Origin of the sequence: Cyanobium sp. LEGE 06143 (assembly GCF_015207535.1) — a bacterium.
In the GTDB taxonomy this organism is placed as follows: domain Bacteria; phylum Cyanobacteriota; class Cyanobacteriia; order PCC-6307; family Cyanobiaceae; genus NIES-981.
The window spans coordinates 1-17,423 of record NZ_JADEWP010000031.1 but is presented as its reverse complement, the minus strand read 5'-3'; the positions used below and the strand labels follow the sequence as shown (position 1 = coordinate 17,423).

11 protein-coding genes and 1 pseudogene are annotated in these 17,423 nt (G+C 58.9%); 7 read left to right on the top strand and 5 right to left on the bottom strand.

The window, feature by feature from the left end:
- Positions 1-193: transposase (locus IQ216_RS03905; protein WP_193814410.1), on the bottom strand; the 193-nt coding region annotated here is incomplete at its 3' end.
- A 74-nt stretch (positions 194-267) separates the two neighbouring features.
- Positions 268-696: pseudogene (locus IQ216_RS03900) on the bottom strand (transposase); the annotation flags it as partial.
- Positions 697-749: 53 nt separating this feature from the next.
- Here IQ216_RS03900 and IQ216_RS03895 point away from each other — a divergent pair.
- Complete coding sequence (locus IQ216_RS03895) at positions 750-1,076, top strand: hypothetical protein (protein ID WP_193814409.1); 327 nt, start codon at positions 750-752, stop codon at positions 1,074-1,076.
- A gap of 283 nt (positions 1,077-1,359) precedes the next feature.
- Entirely contained in the window at positions 1,360-4,404 is a 3,045-nt protein-coding gene (locus IQ216_RS03890; protein WP_193814408.1) for a tetratricopeptide repeat protein, read from the top strand.
- Here the strand turns inward: IQ216_RS03890 and IQ216_RS03885 are convergent.
- Positions 4,399-4,608 (bottom strand): transposase, encoded by a 210-nt coding sequence (locus tag IQ216_RS03885; protein WP_193814407.1) that lies wholly within the window; start codon positions 4,606-4,608, stop codon positions 4,399-4,401. The two genes, IQ216_RS03890 and IQ216_RS03885, sit on opposite strands and share 6 nt — an antisense overlap.
- A 413-nt stretch (positions 4,609-5,021) precedes the next feature.
- Here IQ216_RS03885 and IQ216_RS03880 point away from each other — a divergent pair, with 413 nt between their 5' ends.
- The 5 genes from IQ216_RS03880 (at position 5,022) to IQ216_RS03860 (ending at position 12,057) form a co-directional block, all read left to right on the top strand.
- A complete protein-coding gene (locus IQ216_RS03880) occupies positions 5,022-6,389 on the top strand; it encodes a nucleotide sugar dehydrogenase (protein ID WP_370566595.1) in 1,368 nt (455 codons plus the stop codon).
- 3 nt (positions 6,390-6,392) lie between these two features.
- Positions 6,393-7,343 (top strand): UDP-glucuronic acid decarboxylase family protein, encoded by a 951-nt coding sequence (locus tag IQ216_RS03875; RefSeq protein WP_193814406.1) that lies wholly within the window; start codon positions 6,393-6,395, stop codon positions 7,341-7,343.
- Positions 7,340-8,377 (top strand): UDP-glucose 4-epimerase GalE, encoded by a 1,038-nt coding sequence (gene galE, locus IQ216_RS03870; RefSeq protein WP_193814405.1) that lies wholly within the window; start codon positions 7,340-7,342, stop codon positions 8,375-8,377. Before IQ216_RS03875 ends, galE begins: the two co-directional genes overlap by 4 nt.
- 118 nt (positions 8,378-8,495) lie before the next feature.
- Positions 8,496-11,147, top strand: a complete 2,652-nt coding sequence (locus IQ216_RS03865; RefSeq protein ID WP_228007107.1) for a glycosyltransferase family 2 protein — start codon at positions 8,496-8,498, stop codon at positions 11,145-11,147.
- A 13-nt stretch (positions 11,148-11,160) separates the two neighbouring features.
- Positions 11,161-12,057, top strand: a complete 897-nt coding sequence (locus IQ216_RS03860) for a hypothetical protein (protein WP_193814403.1) — start codon at positions 11,161-11,163, stop codon at positions 12,055-12,057.
- Positions 12,058-12,101: 44 nt separating this feature from the next.
- On the opposite strand, the gene IQ216_RS03855 is transcribed toward IQ216_RS03860, so the two are convergent.
- Both IQ216_RS03855 and gltB read right to left on the bottom strand, forming a co-directional pair.
- Positions 12,102-12,449: a hypothetical protein gene (locus IQ216_RS03855; protein WP_193814402.1), complete on the bottom strand. Its 348-nt coding sequence runs from the start codon at positions 12,447-12,449 to the stop codon at positions 12,102-12,104.
- The gene (gene gltB / locus IQ216_RS03850; protein WP_193814401.1) at positions 12,436-17,046 is read right to left on the bottom strand and encodes a glutamate synthase large subunit; all 4,611 of its coding nucleotides are present in this window, start codon (positions 17,044-17,046) and stop codon (positions 12,436-12,438) included. The genes IQ216_RS03855 and gltB overlap by 14 nt, the downstream gene beginning before the upstream one ends.
- Positions 17,047-17,423 lie beyond the last annotated feature (377 nt).

Sequence of the window (17,423 nt, the reverse complement as noted above, 5' to 3'; positions counted from 1 at the left end):
TCTCCAGTTGGGTCAGTCGGCGGGCCTCCTCGGCCTGCATCCCGCCGTACTGCTGCCGGCAGCGGTGGTACGTCGGCTGCGTCACCTCGATGACACGGCAGACCTCGACGACGGTCTTGCCCTGAGCAATCAGCTGCTCCGCGGTTTTCAGCTTGCGGATGATCTGCTCCGCGGTGTGCCTGGTGCGTTTCATGGTGAAGTCCCCGGCCCAGTCTGGCCGGCTGAGGACTCTCATTCACCCTGGACCGATTTACGGGGTCCACGTCAGAGGCCCTGGCAGATGCGGCTCACCTCCGAGCGGGAGATGCCGGCCTGCGAACCGATGGCGGCAACCAGGGCGTCCACCTTGCGGGTGGAAATGCCTTTGACCCAGGCCTCCATGATCACCGCGTAGAGCGCCTGATCGATCCGCCGCCTGGGCTCGAGAATCGTCGGCAAGAAGCTCCCCGAGCGGAGTTTGGGGATCGCCAGGGGGATGTCGCCCACCTAGGTGGTGAGCAGGCGAGGCCGGTTGCCATTGCGATAGCCGCAGCGTTCCTCGGTGCGCTCATGGCGATCGGCACCGAGCACGGCGGCAACCTCCAGCTCGATCAGCTGCTGCAGGCCATGGCGGGCCAGCTCGGGGATCAGCTCACCGGCCGTGCTGCCATCGAGTAGCGACGCCAGGGTGGAAGCGCCGGAATCTGCCTTGGGCATGGTTCGTCTGGTTGAGGTGGTTCTCAAACCAGGGAAGCGGGCCTGCCCACCCCTTGCAACGACTGGCGTTCCAGGAGTGGGAGCTCAGCCCCGGCTACGCCGGGGCTCAGGCCTCAGGGAATTTCCACCACTGCAGGGGACGCGAACGTTGGGACAATGCCGTGGTGGAGAGTTTTTTCTCCACCATGGAATTAGAGCTCGACCTGGATGGTAAGCGGGAAGTCCTGATCTCACCCCAGCAGCTGCAGCACGACTCGGCATTCTGGATCGAGGTCTACTACAAACGCGAGCGCAGCCATTCAAATATCGGTTACCATGTCTCGATCGACTACGAGCAGCAGTTCATCTCTACCCGTATACTGACCAGTGTAACCCCATGATCGGTGTCCACAAAATCGGGGGAACTCCAAGCTGTCCAAGGAGAGCGTTGGGATAAACGGCCGCATTTCAGCCATGACAAGTCACATTCACCTTTCTTCTCTGGTTCTCAACCACAAGCTAGAGCCAATAAGGATTCCTCCCAGAAGGCCGTCACTCAGAAAGCCAGACTACGAAGACAAGTTTGACTTTCGAACTCTGTTTTGTGATATCTTCTGGAGTGATGACTTCCAGAAGGCTTATATCGTATGCCCAAAGCTTCTAAACCTGGCATCTGATCTAGCCTTGCGCTTCACCGAAATTCCATCAGGCCGTAGATGCAGTTACACTTATCATCAAGGAAGCTATACAGATCTGATTGAAATCAATGATATTGACAAACCGCAAGGGATAAGAGTGGAGGGCAGGGGGCTCTCCGCTGACTTGGCCATCCAACCAAGTCTTTGTAGCTTCTTTGCAAATCGCAGAGTCGCTTTCGCCATGACCCAAGACAATGATCTTAGATGGATCACCGACTGGGCAGAGTTCTATGTTCACGAGCATGGCGCTGATGGGATTCTTGTCTACGACCATCAGACGACACTGTATGAGACAGATGCGATCGATTCCGCACTTCGCATAGCACTTCCAAAGGGCGTGCAGGTTGCTGTGATTCGTTGGCCATTTCCATATGGGGTCTTTGACATTCGAGAGGGAGTAGGCCAAGGGATCTTTGATTCGTGTTACTGCCAGTGCACGATTTTCGAACATGCTCGATGGCGGCTGCTACAGAATTGCAGCAGCGCCGTCAATGCAGATATTGATGAGCTTCTTCTCTGCAAAGACATGAAGTCAGTCTTTCAGCTTACTGAACAGTCTGACACAGGATATCTTCGTTTTGCGGGCAACTGGGTGACGCCGTTTAGGCAAGAAAAAGCTGAGACAAGGCCGAGGCATCATCAGTACTTGGTTCTCGATGAGAACACAAAGCCCACAACTGAATCAAAATGGTCAGTTGTGCCATCGCGATGTCCAAAGACAGCACAGTGGATGACTCACGTCATTTCGGTGATGTCCCCAGATGTTCGAAGTGGGATGGTATGGTTACGACACTTCATGGGTATCACCACTAACTGGTCAGCAGACAAGATGCTTGCCAAAGATATCCGCACAGATAGCATGGGCAGCGTACCCCTAGGCTACAAGGATACTGAACTAGAAGCGGCTTTTGGGAGGTTGAGAATACGCTTGCGGCAACACAAGAGCATCGATACAAGACCCAACCAAATGAAGTCCAACATGTGGAGGATAGAGGCAGGCAAAGAACTAGCTCTTGGCCACCTAAGTGAGGCCGAAACATGCATCAACCAAGCCCTAGAGATTGAACCGGCTCATCCAAACTTTCTGCGGCTAAAGCTAGAGGTATTAACAGCAGCCGCGGCTGGTTCATCTTCCATCGAATCGCTGCATGATGAATTGAACTCAGTTTTGACGATGGATGCAGCTCATCATTGCCAACTAGCCATCAATCACCTTGCAAGGCTTGAGTTCCACGATGCTGAAAACCTGCTTCAGAAAGCAATAGAGCTGGATCCGAAGCTATTTGAGGTCTATGAGAGTTACGCCAAGCTTCTTGAGTTGCAACATCGAGAGAATGAGCGCTGGGATGTTCTGCAGCAGCTAGAGGGACAGATGTCCAATCACTTAGATGATGTCGTTTGGCTTTATCGCTCATCAAAGCTTCTTGAATCCCATTACAGCTTTTGGGAAGCAGCACTCTGTGCTATCTCCCAAGCTTGCACATTGGAGTCAGATCCAATGCTCAGGCTCGCACAAGCATGCCTTTGCTTAAAAATACGTGGGTTTGAAGCTTGCGAAGCACTGCTTCTGGAACTACTTGAGCAGCCAAAAGGAGGACGGTCTCTTCGGTTTTCAAAGAACTGCTTGCAGCCGGCAGTTTTCACTTATGACAATGGTCCTGCAACGATTGCAAACATTATTGGTTATCAGTATGTCAAGGAGATGAAGTATAGCGAGGCCAATAGCATCTGGTGTAGGTCTCTAAAGCGATGGGGCCTGGGTTATTTGCCATTACTCGGATTGCACACAGTTCAACAGCGCAAAGGGCGCATTGAGGCTTCAGAGCGCCTACTAAAGCGTGCCGCCGAAATAGCCAGTATTTCGCCTGGAGTATACTTTCAGCTTAGCACAAGGCAGTCAGCCCCACTGGACCACTACACATCTCGGGAGGTTGAGAATAGAGTCGCCAAAGCAGTTGATTCGCACAAAAACAACCACAGTCTTCTTGAGACTAGAATCATTCAGCGCCTAGAAGACCCTAATACTCTTGCCAAGGAAAAGCTTTGCGACATCAAATGGTTAATTTCCAAGGGAAGTCTTCGACAAGCCGAAGTAGCGATAGAGCAACATCGGACTGCATTCACACATGGGCATAGCCTCTATCTTTTAAGCCAACTCCATGCAGCCAGAGGCGAGTTTGAGCAAGCCTTGAGATGTGTAAACGAGGCAATGAGCCTTCTGGGCCAAGAAGCTTACCTGATGCGGTTGTGCGTAGAGACTAATGAGTTCCGCGATGATCAGCAGGCTATTCTTGTCTCTCGGAATGAATTAGTTCAACATCGAACGGCGTATCCGAGAGATTACTTGCTTCTCGCCAAACTTCATAGAAACTCGAGCAGGCTGTATACGGCGAAAGCTCTTATCCTGGAGGGAGTTCGCAGATTTTCTCAGTCATCAGAGCTGGCAAGTTTCTGCATCGAGATTGATCAGCAGCTTGAAATCGTCGAAGGAGCAGCGGCGGTGCTAAGGTCGGAGGCATCATTGTCTCAAGCCCAACCGCTTCGAGATGTAGTTAATGCAGCTCGCAAGGTCTGCTCCACAGCCATTGATGAGCATCGAGCCTTAATTGACATTGTGATCGTACATGGTAATCTTCCAAACCCCATCAGAGACTTCTTCAGCGGATGGCTTGACTTACTTGATGAACAAAATGAGGACGCATTTGGGAAGCTTATTAATGCCTATTATGAAGGCAAGCCAACAGCTTTAAACTGTTACCTGCTAGGTTTGGCAGCATTGAAAACTGGCAAAGAAGGATATGGAGTAGCCTACCTTAGGGAAGCGATTAAGTTGAACTCAAACCACCTTGCCTGGCGTTTTCCCTTGTCCAAGGCACTAGCGGCTAGTGGAGACCTTTTAGGGGCAACAGATCAGCTATTGTTTCTACTACGCCAACGACAGAACCATGCGGGCGCCCAAGGACTTTGGAGAAAGCTATACTCCCGACCGATCGGAGAAGAGGAATTGGCAGGAGAAGACTCTGCTTCATGATCGCGACGTGTTGATGTCAACCTCCTTGCGGAGCCGGTTGAGCTCAGCTCGCTCATCGCTGGTGAGCAGGCCCTGGTCGCGGGTACCGGCCTGGCCCTGATCAATGCGGGCTTGCCGCACCCAGCGGTCCAGGCTGCTGGAGGGGACACCCAACCCCTCGGCGACGGTGTTGCAGGAGAGGCCCTCCTGTAGGCAGATCTCCACGGCCTCAGCCTTCTACTACGCCGTAAACCGGCGCCTGGTTCTGGTGGGATTGGTCATCGGTGAACAGTGTGATGGTCATGGCGTGACCCTTATCGACTTGTCCTGGACAACGGGGGAAGCCCAGCGCTTCCTGGAGAAGCTGATGGGCGCCCCGGCTGAGGAGAGTGGCGAGTGCGCGGCCTGGGAAATGAAGCTCCAAGGATTAGTCCAAGCAGTCGCGAAGGCAGATCCAAAAACTATACCACATGAATGGGAACCATTCTCAGTCAAGTTATCGCCAAAACAAGACAAGGACTTGAATTGGGGCGATTTGTGTGAGATTGTTTAGCTTCAATAGAATTAACAGGGTGCTGACGGAGCTTAATGTTGAATCTGTCTGCTGTATTGGAGCCGGCTATGTAGGAGGCCCCACAATGGCAGTGATTGCGGACCAGTGTCCCCACATCCAGGTGACAGTGGTTGACCTCAACGAAGAGCGGATATCCGCCTGGAATCATAACGACCTAAGCCGTCTACCTGTCTACGAACCAGGGCTTGACGTTGTGGTGAAGCGGTCGAGGGACCGGAATCTGCACTTCACCACCGAGGTGGATGAAGCCATCGCCGCCGCCGACATGGTGTTCCTTTCGGTCAACACACCTACCAAGCAGCGTGGCGTGGGCGCAGGGCAGGCAAGTGATCTGCGCTGGGTCGAAGCTTCAGCCAGGCAGGTGGCCGCGGCGGCCAGGGGCCACACGATCGTCGTGGAAAAGAGCACCTTGCCGGTGCGCACTGCAGAGGCGGTGAAGACGATCCTGCAGGCCGCAGAGGGGAGCGGCGGCGGTAGTAAGACGTTTTCGGTACTCTCCAACCCAGAGTTTCTGGCGGAAGGCACCGCCATCCGCGACCTTGAGCAGCCAGACCGGGTTCTGATCGGCGGTGAGGACCCCGCGGCAATCGAAGCCCTGGCGCAGCTTTACCGAGCCTGGGTGCCTGAAGAGCGGATTCTGCGCACCAACATTTGGAGCAGCGAATTGAGCAAGCTCACCGCCAACGCCTTCCTGGCCCAACGGGTGAGCTCAATCAACGGCATCGCCGCCCTGTGCGAGGCCACCGGGGCAGATGTGCGCGAGGTGGCCCGGGCCATCGGCACCGACTCCCGCATCGGCCCAAAGTTCCTTCAGGCTGGGCCGGGCTTTGGTGGCAGCTGCTTCCAGAAGGACATCCTCAACCTGGTGTACCTCTGCCGTCACTACGGTCTGGAGGAGGTGGCCCGCTACTGGGAATTGGTGGTGGGGCTGAACACCTGGCAGCAGCACCGTATCGCCCAGCTGGTGGTCAACAAGTTGTTCGGCACAGTGAGCGGCAAGCGGCTGGGTGTGCTCGGCTTCGCCTTCAAGGCCGACACCAACGACACGCGCGAGGCGCCGGCGATACGCATGTGCCGCGACTTGATTGAGGAGGGGGCGCAGCTGGCCATCGTGGATCCCAAGGTGGAGCAGAGCCAGATCACCCGCGACCTGGGCTGTGCACCGCTGGACAGCGACCCTGCGGCGGCCTCCAGCTACCGATTGCTCTACGGAGACGGGGGCTGGTTCTCAGCCCTGAGCCCACTTGAAGCTGCCCGCGGGGCCGACGCGGTGCTAATCCTCACCGAATGGGAGCACTACCACCAGCTCGACTGGAATGAGATTGCGGCGGCCATGCGCCGTCCGTCGTGGCTATTCGACGCTCGGGCTGTCGCCGACGGATCGGCAGCCAGAGCGGCGGGAATGAACGTGTGGCGCGTGGGGGAGGGCTGAGCGATGCCTGCTGCACTGATCCGCAACCTGATCACCGGCGGGGCCGGCTTCCTTGGCTCTCACCTGGCAGACAGGCTGATGGAGGCGGGTGAGGAGGTGATCTGCCTCGACAACTACTTCACCGGGCGCAAGGAGAACCTGCGCCAATGGATCGGCCATCCTCGCTTCGAGCTGATCCGACACGACGTCACCGAACCGATCCGGCTGGAAGTGGACCGGATCTGGCACCTCGCCTGTCCTGCTTCACCGGTGCACTACCAGTTCAACCCGATCAAAACGGCCAAGACCAGTTTCCTGGGCACCCACAACATGCTGGGCCTGGCGCGACGGGTTGGCGCGCGACTGCTACTGGCCAGTACCAGTGAGGTGTATGGGGATCCAGAGGTGCACCCCCAGCCCGAGAGTTACCGCGGCTCTGTGAACACGATCGGCATCCGCAGCTGCTACGACGAGGGCAAACGGATCGCCGAGACCCTCTGCTTCGATTACCAGCGCATGCACGGCACCGAGATCCGGGTCATGCGAATCTTCAACACCTACGGTCCACGCATGCTGCCCGATGACGGGAGGGTGGTGAGCAACTTCATCGTGCAGGCCCTGCGCGGTGAGCCGCTGACGCTCTATGGCGGCGGCAGCCAGACGCGCAGCTTCTGCTACGTGGACGATCTCATCGAGGGCATGATCCGCTTGATGAACGGAGATCACTGCGGTCCGATCAACATCGGCAACCCCGGTGAGTTCACGATTCGCCAGCTGGCCGAACTGGTGCGGGAACGGATCAATCCCAACCTGGAACTCACCACAGTGCCCCTGCCCCAGGACGACCCACTACAACGTCAGCCCATGATCAATCTGGCACAGAAGGAGTTGGGCTGGGAGCCCACGGTGAGTCTGGAGGAAGGCCTGGAGCCCACCATCGCCTACTTCCGCGAAAGGCTGAGAGCTCAGTCATGAAGCTGCTCGTCACGGGTGGAGCAGGCTACATCGGCAGTCATACCGTCAGGGCCCTCCAGCGGGCCGGCTACAGCCCGATCGTGCTCGACAACCTCGTGTATGGCCATCGGCACATCGTGGACCAAGTGCTGCGGGTGCCTCTGGTGGTAGGTCAACTCGGCGACAGAGAGCTGATCAATCAGCTGCTCAGCGGCGATCATCCGGTCTGCGCCGGCGAGGGGGTGCAGGCCGTGCTCCATTTTGCCGCCTATGCCTATGTGGGGGAGTCGGTGCAGGATCCTGCCAAGTACTACCGCAACAACCTGGGGGATTCCCTGGCCCTGCTGGAAGCTCTGGTGGAGCCAGTGCGCGCAGGCACCGGTTCGGCGATTCCGATCGTGTTTTCGTCCACCTGTGCCACCTACGGCATCCCTGACACGGTGCCAATCACAGAAGTTACGTCGCAGCGGCCCATCAATCCCTACGGCCGCAGCAAGTGGATGGTGGAGCAACTCATCACTGACTTCGGGACTGCCTACGGACTACCGAGTGTCGTGTTCCGCTATTTCAACGCCGCTGGGGCCGATCCCGCCGGGGACCTGGGCGAAGACCACACCCCGGAAACACACCTGATCCCGCTTGTGCTTGAGGCAATGGCCAGCCGCGGCTCGAGAGTACAGGTCTATGGCGACGATTACCCCACCCCGGATGGTACCTGCATCCGCGACTACATCCATGTCAGCGACCTAGCCCAAGCCCATGTGTTGGGCCTCAGACATCTTCTGACGGAGGGCGGACAGCACATCTACAACCTAGGCAACGGCACCGGCTATTCCGTGCAGCAAGTGCTCGATGCAGCCCGCGGAGTGACTGGACGCAGCCTGGTAGCGGATGTCGCCCAACGGCGAGTTGGGGATCCACCGGCGCTCGTGGCTAGCGCCGGTAAAGCTCAGTCAGAGCTCGGCTGGAAACCGATTTACCCAGATCTGGAAACAATTCTCAGCCATGCCTGGCACTGGCATCAACGGGGGGAGTGCGACCACGTCAACCAATGACAGGTTCCCACTGCTGGACAACGGCTGACTTAGGGCGCGATGACAGCACTGGCTTATTCGGTCTGCTTGATCGTGTTTGACCACCCATTGCACATCCGGCTGTATCCGCCTCTTCGATATGTCGATCACCACGCCAGCCAAGAGCCTATCCATGCCTGATCGCTATTGGGCCAATCCCTTCACGCGGCGGCAGACACTGTTGCTCAGGCTAAGCGTGGTGCCATGGGTTATGGGTGTTCTGTTGTTTTCAGCGTGGTGGTTTCGCCCTGAACATTATGTCTCCCTTCTAGGCAGCGTAGTAGGAACGGCGGTTCTCTTCTTTGAGCTGCTACTCCCGGGATACTTTTACGCCTTCATCATGCGTATCAAAGTTGTTTCTCCTGCCATTCAACCAAACAACGATTGGAGGTTGGCAATCGTGGTCACGCGAGCGCCTTCAGAGCCATGGGAGGTGGTGCAGAAGACACTGCTTGCGATGATCAATCAGGACATCAGACACGACACGTGGCTTGCAGACGAACGGCCCACGAAGGAGATTCTTGACTGGTGCGAGGCCAATCAGGTGTTCGTCTCATCTCGTTACGGGATCACAGAGTATCACCAACCATCTTGGCCCAAGCGGACCCGCTGCAAAGAGGGAAATCTTGCTTACTTCTATGATCACTACGGCTACGAAAAGTATGACTTTGTAGCCCAGCTAGATGCTGATCATGTTCCCAATACGAGTTACCTGAGGGAGATTGTTAAACCTTTTGTAGACCCTGCGGTTGGCTACGTTGCTGCACCCAGTATTTGCGATGCCAATGCGGGGCAAAGCTGGTCGGCACGGGGAAGGCTCTACGCGGAGGCCACGTTGCATGGGCCGCTCCAATGCGGATACAACGAGAACTGGGCGCCACTTTGCATCGGCAGTCATTACTGCGTACGCACCAAAGCAGTCAAGGAGATTGGCGGACTCGGACCTGAGCTTGCAGAGGACCACTCCACGACATTGATGATGAATGCCCACGGCTGGAAAGGGGTCTTCCAGCCCTATGCCATTGCCCATGGGGATGGGCCAGATACATTTCCAGACTGTATGACGCAGGAGTTTCAGTGGTCCAGGAGCCTGATGGTCATCCTGCTTCGATACACGCCAAAGCACTTCACTAAACTTTCAGCCCGAGCCAAGTTTCAATTCCTATTTTCGCAAGTATGGTACACAATATTTTCTACTGTTGCGATTATTGGCTATGCAATTCCCATTGCATGCCTGATGCTAGACGACCCTCTACTGAGGATGACCTATCTAGACTTCTTAATCTATAGCGTTGGGGTTTCACTCCTCAATTTCTTGCCGATCGTATTGCTCAAGAGATATGGCCTTCTCAGGCCCGCAAATGCTCGGCTGATCTCATGGGAATACACACTCTTCACCATTTGTCGTTTTCCGTGGGTATTTGCCGGAATCATCAACGGAATCTTCAGCTGTGTCAGCGGCAAAGAACTTGAGTTCCGGGTGACTCCCAAGGGGAAGGATCAATCCCCCCCGCTGCTCACGCGAATGCTGACACCGTATTTGATCGTGTCCGTATCAAGTGCCAGTGCTGTAATATTACTGGCAAATCGCAGTCAGTCAGCAGGATACTACTTTCTTGCCCTGATATCCGCCTTTCTGATGTGGCTTGCCGCCTCGCTGATCGTCTATCTTCATTATATCGAAGGCGCGACAATAAAAATGAGCAAGATTTTAAAGTCATCTCTTTGCCTTGTCCTTAGCGGAGGGATGATCATCATAGGAGTAATAACTAGGCTACCGCAGTCACTCAGTGTCATTTTTGACCACGATGCTACTGGTTTGACAGCTGATCTGCAGAAGACACTACGAGTTCATACTACAGAATTCCATGCATCCCTGAGCAAGCCCCATCACGTCAACAGTTTTAGAACGTGCCAACCATCACCATGTTTTGGCTACCACGACCACACTGGTTCCCTTGTTCGACAGAACGTTCCAGCTGATATTGTGCTTTCATTCATTCCCTGGGGAGAGGGATATAAGGAGGATATAGTTGCGTTCGTAACGCAAGCTGAGATCGGCAATTCAGTTCCAGTGCTAACCTTGGAGCTCTGGCCTTGGGCCATTATGGACCTAGAGCCAAAGACTACCTACCTAGAGAGAGAGACGAAGGCAAACAAGGCCCTTTTGCGTGCCATCTCGAACGGCACCTATGATGACTTCATTCTTAATTCTCTCAAGGCGGCTTCCGATTCCTCGAAGTCAACGGTGATCATCAGACCGATGCACGAAATGGAATCCACCAAGCAATATCCTTGGTACACTGATGATCCAAATCTGTATATCTCTGCCTTTCGCCACATCGTTTCCTTATCTAGGCGCGAAAGATTAGATAATCTTCGTTGGATGTGGTCACCAGTTGGCTTTGCCCATGCATCTAGCTATTGGCCTGGTGAGGACGTTGTTGATTACGTTGGTCTGTCGATTTACGCGACTCCAGAGTGGAATGGGGGACTTGCTAGCAAGACATCTAATCTTTCCATGGATACATTGCTAAAATCAAGATTCTGGGTTCGCAAGTATAGCAAGCCAATTATCCTCGCAGAGGTGGGAGTCAATGACAATTCAGTGGATAGGATTCAGTGGCTCAAGCAAGCTTTCTCTGATCTCAAGTACTATCCCGAGGTGGTGGGTTGGGTGTACTTCAACCAGCAGCAGCCTCCAGTGATCACTCTGGATTTTGGCCTCCCAGACTGGGCCTTGAGTGCTTGAGTGATGCTGAAGCATGGCAGCTAAAGAAGCTAGTAACATCCTTGAAAACCGAACACCACTCAACAGTCCATTAGATGCGATCGTGAAAAACATCTTGTATTTCGCCTCGACTCTTCGTCTCCTTTTCTTCTCGTTATTAGGTACGGGCACTTCCTTGGCCTCGGAGCAGCCCTATCCCCAACCAAGTATCACCCCATCGGGAATAGAGACTGCATTCATCGCCAATCAGAACGATTTCTATGTTTACAGTGTCATCTACGCCTACGATGATGGTCCACAATGCCGCACCACCAACTCTGAGACTGGGGCATTTACGTGTGAGAACTCGAATAGTATGACTGTCGATGGGGGGGTGGGCCTTGGCATTGGCCTTGGCTCTAGCAAAGACTTGATTGGCCTGCAGATCGGCTATAATTTCCTAGGCATTCGAGATGAGAATATAGGTGGGACAATTGATGTGAAAGTGGCACGCGATCTCGTATCTAATGAAAACCTCCGGATTTCTCTCGCGGGAGGTGCACTTGGCCTCATCGGCCATGGCAAAGGACTCGATGATGGCATCACTCCCTTCCTGGTCACGTCAGTGGCGACCCCTGTTGAGATCTTTTCAGAACAGAGAACCGTTCAATTTAACTTTGGCTATGGTGGGGGAAAGTTCCAGGAAGTGAGATCCCCAGAAGTCATTCAGGAAGGCCTCTTCGGTTCATTGGGGCTGGAGCTCAGTGATAATGTCGGTGTATCAGCAGGCTGGGCCGGTAGAGGGGTGAATACCACTCTATCTGTAAGCCCAGTAAGAGGGCTTCCAATCGGGATCAACATATCAGCCGAGAACGTTACCAACTACAATGATCTTGGCAGGGCTTACTCCTTATCGCTTGTTTGGGGCGGGAATTTTCGATCCGCTTTTTAACAACAGAAGTAGGGGGGTACCTTGCAGGATAAAAGGAGGGGGGATCAATGATCTAGAACGAACGTCCCAGCCGCCATTGTGTTCTCGGTGCTGAGCAGCACCGAGAGGGCATTAGGCAGAGGCATAGGCTCAAACAAGGAGGCCAATGGAACGTGCAGGGCTTCTGGAATGGAACTGGTAGTGGTGAGCAGCACAAGGGAACGTTCACTGTCGCTTGGGACTAAAGCCCAACCCTTATGGATGAAGGGAAACGGACTTTCCTTCCCTTGGGGCAATGGGATATCCAGGAAGGAGTGGAGTGCATCAGGTGGCTGTTGCCCAGCGCAACCAAACCACCCTTCACCCAGAGGTTTAAGAGCAAGATCGAGCGGCGGCTCTTCATCCAGCAGCAACAGCCTCCCGCTCCACCATGCCCAACACCTCTTTCTCGCTGGGGGGCACCAGCACCTTGAACCGCCCCTTCCAGCTGCTCCAGTCCGCCAGAATTCTGGCCGCCTGGCTACTACCTGTGGTTTCTAGGTGCGTCTCGAGCAAAGGCCTCAGCAGCCCCTCCTGCTCCGGCGTGGTGAGATCACACAGCGCCACCGTCTCCGGATTGAGGCGATCGGCCAGCCCACCCGCTTCATCCAGCAGGAAGGCCACACCACCGGTCATGCCCGCCGCCACATTGCGGCCCGTGGGGCCGAGCACAACCACCACGCCACCGGTCATGTATTCACAGCAGTGGTCGCCGGTGCCCTCCACCACGGCCTTGGCGCCGCTGTTGCGCACGCCGAAGCGCTCGCCGGCGCGGCCCAGGGCAAACAGCTCGCCGCCGGTGGCGCCATACAGGCAGGTGTTGCCGAGGATCACCTGGCTGCCGGGATCACGGCCGCCTGAGGGAGGCAGCACGGTGATCCGGCCCCCGTTGATGCCCTTGCCCACGTAGTCGTTGGCGTCGCCCACCAGGCGCAGGTTCATGCCCTGCAGCAGGAAGGCCCCGAAGCTCTGGCCGGCGGCTCCGGTGAAGCTGAGGTTGAGCTGGCCCTGAAAGCCGCGGTTGCCATGGCGGACCGCGATTTCGCCGGCGAGGCGGGCGCCCACGCTGCGGTCGGTGTTGACGATCGCCAGGCTGCGGTTGAGGGCGCCATGGCTTTCGATGGCGGCCATCAGCTCGGGATCCTGCAGCAGTGTGTCCTCCAGGATCGGGCCATTGCCGTGGGCCTGGGCGTCATGGCGCAGCCAGGAGCGCTCCGCCGCCTCGGCCAGCGGGTCGATCAGGCAGGAGAGATCCAGGCAGCTCGTCTTGGTGAGCGGCACCTCGCGGGCCTGCAGCAGTTCGGTGCGGCCGATCAGGTCTTCGAGGCGGGCCACGCCGAGCACGCTCAGCAGCTGGCGCACCTCCTCGGCCACGAACAGGAAGAAGTTCACCACGTGCTCCGGCAGGCCGGTGAAGCGCTGGCGCAGGGCTTCCTTCTGGGTGGCCACCCCCACCGGGCAGTTGTTGGTGTGGCAGACGCGGGCCATGATGCAGCCCTCGGCGATCATCGCCACCGAGCCGAAGCCAAACTCTTCAGCCCCCAGCAGGGCCGCGATCAGCACGTCCCAGCCGGTCTTGAGGCCGCCATCGGCTCGCAGCAGCACGCGATCGCGCAGCCCGTTCCCCAGCAGGGAGCGATGCACCTCGCTCAGGCCCAGCTCCCAGGGAGTGCCGGCGTGTTTGATCGAGCTCAGCGGCGAGGCGCCGGTGCCGCCGTCGTGGCCGGAGATCTGGATCACATCGGCATTGGCCTTGGCCACCCCGGCGGCGATCGTGCCGATGCCGATCTCGGCCACCAGCTTCACGCTCACCTTCGCCGCGGGATGAATCTGGTGCAGGTCGTGGATCAGCTGGGCCAGATCTTCAATCGAATAGATGTCATGGTGCGGTGGCGGCGAGATCAGGGCCACTCCGGCCTTGCTGTTGCGCAGCCAGGCGATGTAGGGATCCACCTTGGGGCCGGGCAGCTGGCCGCCTTCGCCGGGCTTGGCACCCTGGGCCACCTTGATCTCGATCTGCTGGCCGCTGCGCAGGTATTCCGGTGTGACCCCGAAGCGGCCTGAGGCGATCTGTTTGATGGCGGAGCAGGCGCTGTCGCCAGGACGGAGCCCGCGGATTCCGGGCAGGGTGGCCGAGCGGCCCTCACCATCCACATCCGGGAGCGGGTGGTAGCGGGCCGGATCCTCGCCTCCCTCACCGCTGTTGCTCTTGCCGCCGATGCGGTTCATCGCCACCGCCAGCACCTCGTGGGCCTCGCGGGACAGGGCGCCCAGGCTCATGCCACCGGTGCAGAAGCGGCTGCAGATGCTCTCCACGCTCTCCACCTGATCCAGGGGCAGGGGGGCCGGGGCGGGCCTGAGCTCCAGCAGGTCGCGCAGGGCGGTGACCGGCCGGTTCTCAAGCAGGGTCTTGTAGGTGGCGAAGTGGTCGTAGCCGGGCCCCTCGGCCACGGCGGCGTGCAGGGCCTTGGCCATGTCCGGGCTGTTGAGGTGGAACTCGCCGCCGGTGCGGTACTGCACGAAGCCCATGAACTCCAGCTTGCTGCGGTTCAGCTCCGGGAAGGCCTTGGCGTGGAAACTGAGGGTCTCGCTGGCCAGGTCAGCCAGGCTCAGCCCAGCCACCCGGCTGGTGGTGCCCGTGAAGGCCAGCTCGATCAGATCGGCACCGATGCCGATCGCCTCGAAGATCTGGGCGCCGTGATAGCTGGCCAGCAGCGAGATGCCGATCTTGGAGAGAATCTTGCGCAGGCCGTCTTCGAGGGCCTTGCGCACGTTGGCCTGCACCTGGGATGGCGTGAGGGCCGGCAGCTTGCCCCGCTCGATCAGCTTCTGGGTCTTGGGGTGGGCCAGCCAGTGGCGGGAGGTCTCCCAGGTGAGCCAGGGACAGACCGCACTGGCGCCAAAGCCGATCAGGCAGGCCAGGTGGTGGGTGCTCCAGCACTGGGCTGTTTCCACCACCAGGGAGGTCTGCAGCCGCAGCCCTTGGCGCAGCAGGTGATGGTGCACCGCGCCCACCGCCAGCAGGGGCGGGATGTAGGTGGTGGTGGCGGTGGGGGCAGCGGTCTGTCCGTCCCGGTCGGTGCGATCCGAGAGCACCAGGATCTGGCTGCCGGTGCGCACGGCCGCCTCGGCTTCGCGGCAGAGATGCTGGATGGCACTCTCGAAACCGGCCGGACCGTCGTCGATCGCCAGCAAGGTGCTGAGGGTGCTTGTGGGCAGGCCCTGCTGGCCCAGGGCCTGGAGCTCGGCCTCATTCAGCACCGGACTGCCCAGATGCAGCACCGCCGCCGAGGCGGGATCCGGCCGCAGCGGTGAACCGCGCTTGCCCAGGTGCATCTCCAGGCTCATCACCAGCTTTTCGCGCAGCGGGTCGATCGGCGGGTTGGTGACCTGGGCGAAGCGCTGCTTGAAGTAGTCGTAGAGCAGGTGCGGCTTGCTGGAGAGCACCGCCAGGGGGATGTCATCTCCCATGCAGTAGGTGGGCTCCTTGGCCGCACTGGCCATGTCCTCGATCACCAGATCGAAGTCTTCGGCGGTGAAGCCGAAGGCGGTCTGCTGCTGGAGCAGGTCGAGGTCACTCAGCTGGCGCTGCTCCTGCCAGGGCTGGCCCAGCAGGCTGCGGCGATGCTCCGCCAGCCACACGGCGTAGGGATGGCGCTCGGCCACCTCCTGCTTCACATCCCAGTTGCGCAGCAGCCGCCCGTTCTCCAGATCCACGGCGAGCATCTGGCCGGGCCCGAGCCGGCCCTTCTCCACGATGCTGCTCTCCTGCACATCCACCACGCCGGTCTCGGAGCCCATCACCACAAAGCCGTCGCTGGTGATGCAGTAGCGGGCCGGGCGCAGGCCGTTGCGGTCGAGGGTGGCGCCCACGCTGCGGCCATCGGCGAACACCAGCAGGGCCGGGCCGTCCCAGGGCTCCTGGGTGCAGGCGGAATACTCATAAAACGCCTGGATGTCAGGCCGGTCGGCCAGCTCGGGCTGATCGCGGAAGGCCTCGGGCACCAGGGTGAGCAGGCTCTCGGTGATCGGCCTGCCGCTGCGCACCAGCAGCTCCAGGGTGGCGTCGAGATTGGCCGAGTCGCTGAAGGCTGGGTTCACCACCGGGCGCAGGTCGGCCGCGGCATGGCCCCACACCGCCTCGAGGTTCACCTCGGAGGCCTTGGCCCAGTTGATGTTGCCGAGCAGGGTGTTGATCTCGCCGTTGTGACCCAGCAGGCGCATCGGCTGGGCCAGGGGCCAGCGGGGCAGGGTGTTGGTGCTGAAGCGGCGGTGATACACCGCAAAACTCACCGCAAAACGGGGATCGCGCAGGTCGGCGTAGAAGGCGGCCAGCACCTCCGAGCGCACCATGCCCTTGTACACAACCGTGCGGTTGCTGAGGGAGGCGAAGTAGAGGTCGTGCGGACCGGGGCCCCAGGCCTCGCGGGCCCGGTCGCCGCAGCGGCGCCGCAGGCGGAACAGCAGCCCCTCGAGCCCGTCACCATCCACATCGGCGGCCAGCAGCCACTGCTCGATCAGCGGCGCCGTGGAGCGGGCCATCGGGCCCAGCACGGCGGGATCCACGGGCACGGCTCGCCAGCCAAGGGAGCGGAGTCCCAGGCTGGCCGCCTCCGCCTCACAGAAGGCGCGGGCCTGGTCGCGGCGCGCAGGGTCGGCGGGCAGGAACACCATGCCCAGTCCGCGGGGCTCGCCTGCGGCTGCCGCCGCCGCAGGCCAGACGGCCTCCAGATAGGTCCAGGGGATGCCGCAGAGCACGCCAGCGCCATCGCCCGAGTCACCGTCCCCGCCGCAGCCGCCGCGGTGCTCCATGCAGCCCAGTCCCCGCAGGGCCTGCTGCAGCACCCAATGGGACGTCTGGCCGTTCAACGCGGCCAGGAAACCCACCCCGCAGGCGTCCTTTTCACCGGCCACGGCCGCCGGAGCGGGGCTGTCGCAGTGGGGCCAAACAGGGCGGGTCAGTCGTGGCATAGCCCAGGGCTTCTGGAATGGGGTGGTCAGCCGGCCAACCGGTGGGCCAACGTCCCCCGTGAGGGAACGTGCGGCAACCGAGCCTTGACAGCAGAGTCTTTGATCTTAGGGATCCCTGTCCTCCAGAAAGGTTGAGGCAGCACAGTTGGGCGGCAGGGCTAGCTTCGGCTGGCATGCACGGCCTGGATGGATTCCGTCAGAGCGAGCCGGCCGCCCCAGCAACCCGCGAGCCGCCCCCGGGGGGCGGAACAGGCCGCGGCGGTGGCAGGCCTCTCCCGCCTGGCGGGAGCCTGCTGCGGCGCCATCGCTGCGGGCGCCCTGCTGCTGCCACCCATCGCGGCGGGAAGCCCAGCCGCGCAGGCCGCCCCGCGCCAACC

Coding starts and splice junctions, on each gene's coding strand:
- IQ216_RS03880 (WP_370566595.1), top strand. CDS start 5,022: ATGGCAGTGATTGCGGACCAGTGTCCCCACATCCAGGTGACAGTGGTT.
- IQ216_RS03875 (WP_193814406.1), top strand. CDS start 6,393: ATGCCTGCTGCACTGATCCGCAACCTGATCACCGGCGGGGCCGGCTTC.
- galE (WP_193814405.1), top strand. CDS start 7,340: ATGAAGCTGCTCGTCACGGGTGGAGCAGGCTACATCGGCAGTCATACC.
- IQ216_RS03865 (WP_228007107.1), top strand. CDS start 8,496: ATGTCGATCACCACGCCAGCCAAGAGCCTATCCATGCCTGATCGCTAT.
- IQ216_RS03860 (WP_193814403.1), top strand. CDS start 11,161: ATGGCAGCTAAAGAAGCTAGTAACATCCTTGAAAACCGAACACCACTC.
- gltB (WP_193814401.1), bottom strand. CDS start 17,046: ATGCCACGACTGACCCGCCCTGTTTGGCCCCACTGCGACAGCCCCGCT.